Raw genomic sequence first — 5,636 nt, 5'->3', positions numbered from 1 at the left:
GCCGACTGCTTCCCCGCCCTCGACTACTTCGAGAACAGCGGACTGCCCTTCGTCGTCGCCCTCAACGGCTTCGACGGACACCAGCCCCACACCCCAGACGAAGTCCGCGAAGCACTCCAACTCGGCGCCGACACCCCCGTCATCACCCTCGACGCCCGCCGCCGCGACAGCGCCAAGAGCGCCCTCATCACCCTCGTCGAACACGCCCTGCTGGCCCGGCTCCGCTGAGCGAGGGGGAACCGCCCGGCCCCGACGGTCCGTCCCCTGCCACGGGCCGTCGGGGCCGCGACGCTTACCGGCCGGTGTCCTCCGGGGGCCCCGCGCAAGACCCGTGTATAAGCAGCGGATAACAGTTCGGTAGGCATTTTGTGATCAACAATGACTCAGTGTGGCGAATCCGCGCCACTCAGCGCCAGGTGACCACGGATTTGCTCCGCCATGTCGGTGAATGTCCGGATTGTTCCGGCGTGGGCGTCGGACTGCGGCTGTTTGTCCCCCATCCCCGCACGTGCTGAAATTCCAGCTACCCCTGGATGTCTCCTGCTCCGGCCCGTCCGGCGGAAGGTCAGGGCACCGGGGTAGCGCTGGATTGATCCATGGCCGGCAGTCGGCCGAGAGGTAGTTGTCGAGTGAGGCGTAAGCAGCAACCCGCCCCGCAGCGGCGCTCCGAGCCCCGCCAGAGCGAGCCGAACGGTACCCAGGGGGGTCCGGCCGGATTCTCCGCGTTCACTCCCACCGAGGAGCGCGCCCAGGGCCCCGCCCCGACCCCCGAGCCCCAGGCCGCGCCCACGGCGCCCCGCAACGGCGGTTCGTCGGGCGACGGCGGCGGCTCCAGCCGGTACGACTTCCTCCGCCCGCGCAACTGGCGCGTGCCGACCCGTCTGATCGCGATCCTGCTGATCCCCGTGATCATCAGTCTCGTCTTCGGCGGTCTGCGCGTGAACACCTCGGTCGACGGCTACATCAAGGCCTCCCGCGCCGAGAAGACCGCGGAGCTGGCCAAGACGGCGACCGAACTCGCCGAGGCGCTGGAGAACGAGCGCGACAAGACGCTCATACCCCTGCTCACCAAGCAGGACCCGAACAACGAGGTCACCAAGCGCCGCAACGACACCGACGCCGCGCTGAAGGCCTACAACGCCGCCTACGCCGCCTCGGACAAGTCCGGTGAGCTCCCCCGCCGCCACGAGGCCTTCCAGGCCCTGATCCTCGACCTGGCGCACCTGCGGGCCAACGCGTACAGCCCCGAGCTGTTCGCCAGCGCCACCGCGAGCGCCTACTCGGTGATGCTCGCCCCGCTGCTGGCCTACGACAACTCGGTCGGCATCGGCTCCGCCAACGCCACCAGCAAGGGCCGCGCGATCTACGCGATGTCGCTGGCCAAGGCCTCCGCCTCGACCCAGCGCGCGCTGATGCTCAACCTGCTGGTCGGCATCTCGCAGAACGCCACCACGCGGTACGAGAACCAGGACGTGATCCAGCAGATCCTGGTCTCGGAGAAGCTGGAGCAGGTCTCCCTCAACGAGTTCAACACCGGCAGCGCCCCCGAGGACGCCCGGAAGTACGCGGCCGCCCAGGTCGCCGTGGCCACCGCCCAGGAACGTTCGGCGTACAAGATGCCCAACGGCGCGGCGCCCACCATGCAGGGTCTGCTCCAGCTCGGCGCCGCCTACAGCCAGGCCGCCGCGGAGGGCCAGCTGAAGGGCAAGGCCGCCGCCGACGCCGCGTACGCCGAGGCGAGGAACGCCGGCCTGACCCCGGACAACTGGAACCAGGCCGCCAACACCCACATCCAGGCCCTGCGGAACACCGAGATCGCGCTGCTGGACGACGTCCTCGCCGAGTCCCGCGCCCTGAAGGACAACGCGCTCTACGACGCCATCCTCAACACGATCATCGTCGTCGCGGCGCTCATCCTGGCCGGTCTGCTCACCGGCTACGTGGCCCGCTCGATGATCCTCGGCATGCGCACCCTGCGCAGCGCCGCCCTGGAGATCGCCGACCACCGTCTGCCGGACCTGGTCGAGAAGCTCTCCAAGACCGACCCCGAGCGGGTCGACACCTCGGTGACCCCGATCCCGCTGCACGGCAAGGACGAGATCGGCGAGGTCGCCCGGGCGTTCGACCAGGTCCACCAGCAGGCGGTGGCGCTCGCCGCCGAGCAGGCCATGCTGCGAGGGAACGTCAACGCGATCTTCACCAACCTGTCGCGCCGCAGCCAGAGCCTGATCCAGCGCCAGCTGGCGCTGATCACCGACCTGGAGAACAACGAGGCCGACCCGGACCAGCTGGAGAACCTCTTCAAGCTGGACCACCTCGCGACCCGTATGCGCCGCAACGGTGAGAACCTCCTCGTCCTCGCGGGCGAGGAGGCCGGCCGCCGCTGGAACACCCCGGTCCCGCTGGTCGACGTGCTCCGCGCCGCCGCCTCCGAGGTGGAGCAGTACGAGCGCGTCGAGCTCTCCGGCATCCCGGAGGTCGACGTCGTCGGCGCCGCCGTGACCGACCTCGTCCACCTGCTCGCCGAGCTGCTGGAGAACGCCACCTCGTTCTCCAGCCCGCAGACCCGGGTCCTGGTCAACGCGACCCGCCTGCCGGACGGCCGGGTGCTGGTCGAGATCCACGACAAGGGCATCGGCCTCACCGCCGAGGACTTCGCGGAGATCAACGAGAAGCTGGCCGAGCCGCCCACGGTGGACGCCACCATCTCCCGCCGCATGGGCCTGTTCGTGGTCGGCCGGCTCTCCCAGCGGCACGACATCCGCGTCCAGCTCCGCCCGTCCGGCGAGTCCGCCGGCACCACCTCGCTGGTCATGCTCCCGCCGTTCGTCACCCAGTCGGGTGCGGCGCCGGAGCCGGACGAGCAGTTCACCGTCTCGCGGATCTTCGCCGAGCAGGAGCCGACCGCCCAGTGGGCGCCGGACGCCACGGCCCGCAGCGCCGCCGAGCTCGGCTTCGACGACCACCTCACCGGCATCGGCAGCGCCGGCTCCAGCGGGTTCAGCCCGGCCCTGGAGTCCGTCCAGCGCTCGCAGCGCCTCGACCAGGTCCGCCGCGCGGCCCTGGAGGGCGGCCCGCAGGCGCCGGTGGTGGACGCCGAGGTCGAGGAGGACTACCAGCAGGGCTACGACCAGTACGCCCCGCAAGGATACGAGCAGCAGCCCCAGGTCGACGACCGGTACGGCTACGACCAGGGCGGCTACCAGCAGGACGAGTACCAGCACGACGAGTACGCCCAGGACGGCTACGACCAGTACGCGCCCCAGGGCTACGAGCAGCAGGGCTACGCCGACGACCGGTACGGCTACGACCAGGGCGGCTACCAGCAGGACGGGTACGCCGACCAGTACGGCCGGCAGGCCGAGGAGTCCCCGGCCGGTCACCCGTACGCCCCGGAGCCGCCCGCGCTGCCCGCCGCCGAGGCGCACACCACCCTGCCGTCCGGGCTGCCGCAGCGCCGCCCCGGCGAGCAGTTGGCGAGCGGTGGCCCCGCCGCCGCCCCGTCCGGCGCCGGCGCGTCCGGCGACGCCCCGAACTGGTTCGCCGGCGCCAAGGACACCTCGGCGTCCCCGACCCAGCGCGGCCACGACGTGTCCTCGCTCGGCGGATACGGCCCGACCGGCCCGACCGCCAGCACCGCCTGGCAGTCGCCGAACGACGGCGACTGGCAGCGGGCCGAGCAGCTGCGCGAGCCCAGCTCCAGCGGCACCACCGGTGCCGGTCTGCCGCGGCGCGTGCCCAAGCAGAACCTGGTGCCCGGCAACGCCAAGCCCACCCCGCAGGACGGGCCGCAGGTCTCCCGCAGCCCGGAGGAGGTCCGTGGCCGCCTCACCAACCTGCGCCGCGGTGTGGAGCAGGGCCGCAGCGCCGGTAACACCGGAAGCTTCCGGATCGACCCCGATCAGGTAGACCAGTCCGGCAACGGACAGAACCGGAGCACCGATCTCTTCGGCGGCTCGAACCACCAGGAGCGTTGAGTTGACTCAGATGAGCCAGGCCGCACAGAACCTGAACTGGCTGATCACCAATTTCGTGGACAACACCCCCGGGGTGTCCCACACCGTGGTGGTCTCCGCGGACGGCCTCCTGCTGTGCATGTCCGAGGGCTTCCCGCGCGACCGTGCCGACCAGCTCGCCGCCGTCGCCTCCGGCCTCACCTCCCTCACCTCCGGCGCCAGCCGGATCTTCGAGGGCGGCGAGGTCAACCAGACCGTGGTCGAGATGGAGCGGGGCTTCCTGTTCCTGATGGCCGTCAGCGACGGTTCCGCGCTGGCCGTCCTGGCCGCCCCGGACTCCGACATCGGCCTCGTCGGCTACGAGATGGCCCTGCTCGTCGACCGCGCCGGCGCCGTCCTCACCCCCGCTCTTCGCGCTGAACTCCAGGGCAGTCTCCTGCACTGACGGTTCGTCGGATACCGTCCAGGTATTCGAAGCACCTCCGCGTCCTTCCCGGGCCCGCTTCGGCGGGCTCGGGTTCGGACGTTGTACGGCCTTCGCACCACCGGCTCCGGACCTGCGCCGAAGCTCGCACCGCACCGCCGCACCTTGTGAGGAGAGGAACCGTGACACCGCCCGACGACCGCAGCGGCCAGTACGGCGTTCCGTACCCTGGCACAGGCCATGACGCCTTCGGAGCACCCGGCGTCGGCCACGGTCAGCAGTACGGCCGGCACCAGTACGGACAGCCCCAGCAGCCGTACCCCCGCCCCGAAGAGCAGTACGGCCAGTACGACCAGTACGCCCGGCAGCCCTCGTACGGCGCCCCGGCACCCGGCTACCCGGCCCCGGCGCCCGAGCCGGCGCCCGGCTACCGGCCCGCCCAGGAGCCCGGCCACTTCGAGGAGTTCGAGGACGAACCCGACTCCGGCCCGCTGATCCGCCCGTTCGCGATGACCGGCGGCCGGACCCGCCCGCGCTACGAACTCGCGCTGGAGGCCCTGGTCTCCGCCGATGTCGACCCGCAGCGCCTGGCCACCCTGCTCCCCGAGCACCAGCGGATCTGCACGCTGTGCACGGAGGTCAAATCCGTCGCCGAGGTGTCGGCGCTGCTCTCGCTTCCCCTGGGAGTGGCCCGCATCCTCGTGGCCGACCTGGCCGAGGCCGGCCTGGTCGCCATCCACCAGCCCGCTTCCGGCGGCGAAACCGGAAACCAGCCCGACGTCACGCTGCTCGAAAGGGTCCTCAGTGGACTTCGCAAGCTCTAACGCGGCCGCCCCCACCCGCGCCACCACCTCCGCGAAGATCGTCGTCGCGGGCGGCTTCGGTGTCGGCAAGACCACGCTCGTCGGCGCCGTCTCCGAGATCAACCCCCTGCGCACCGAAGCCGTCATGACCTCGGCCTCCGCCGGCATCGACGACCTCAGCCACGTCTCCGGCAAGACGACCACCACCGTCGCCATGGACTTCGGCCGCATCACCCTCGACGAAGACCTCATCCTCTACCTCTTCGGCACCCCCGGACAGGACCGCTTCTGGTTCATGTGGGACGACCTCGTCCGAGGCGCCATCGGAGCCGTCGTCCTCGTCGACACCCGCCGCCTCGCCGACTGCTTCCCCGCCCTCGACTACTTCGAGAACAGCGGACTGCCCTTCGTCGTCGCCCTCAACGGCTTCGACGGACACCAGCCCCACACCCC

At 71.0% G+C, this 5,636-nt stretch carries 4 protein-coding genes and 1 pseudogene; all 5 read left to right on the top strand.

Annotated elements, in window-relative coordinates; all coding sequences use genetic code 11:
* Window positions 1-228: pseudogene (locus tag ACWGKU_RS40225) on the top strand (ATP-binding protein); the annotation flags it as partial.
* Window positions 229-629: 401 nt separating this feature from the next.
* The gene (locus tag ACWGKU_RS40220) at window positions 630-3,977 is read left to right on the top strand and encodes a sensor histidine kinase (protein WP_452181026.1); all 3,348 of its coding nucleotides are present in this window, start codon (window positions 630-632) and stop codon (window positions 3,975-3,977) included.
* A 10-nt stretch (window positions 3,978-3,987) separates the two neighbouring features.
* Window positions 3,988-4,401, top strand: a complete 414-nt coding sequence (locus ACWGKU_RS40215) for a roadblock/LC7 domain-containing protein (protein WP_030248297.1) — start codon at window positions 3,988-3,990, stop codon at window positions 4,399-4,401.
* Window positions 4,402-4,562: 161 nt separating this feature from the next.
* Window positions 4,563-5,204, top strand: a complete 642-nt coding sequence (locus tag ACWGKU_RS40210) for a DUF742 domain-containing protein (RefSeq protein WP_380554286.1) — start codon at window positions 4,563-4,565, stop codon at window positions 5,202-5,204.
* Window positions 5,185-5,636, top strand: a 452-nt coding sequence (locus ACWGKU_RS40205) for a GTP-binding protein (RefSeq protein ID WP_452191809.1), incomplete at its 3' end; no start/stop codon positions are given. The genes ACWGKU_RS40210 and ACWGKU_RS40205, both read left to right, overlap by 20 nt.

Source organism: Kitasatospora sp. NPDC054768, assembly GCF_053612025.1.
The sequence above is the reverse complement of the archived record's forward strand: the minus strand, read 5'-3'. Positions and strand labels throughout refer to the sequence as shown.

What these genes read in the sequence shown, in the direction of transcription:
- ACWGKU_RS40215 (WP_030248297.1), top strand. Translation starts at nt 3,988, where the DNA reads ATGAGCCAGGCCGCACAGAACCTGAACTGGCTGATCACCAATTTCGTG.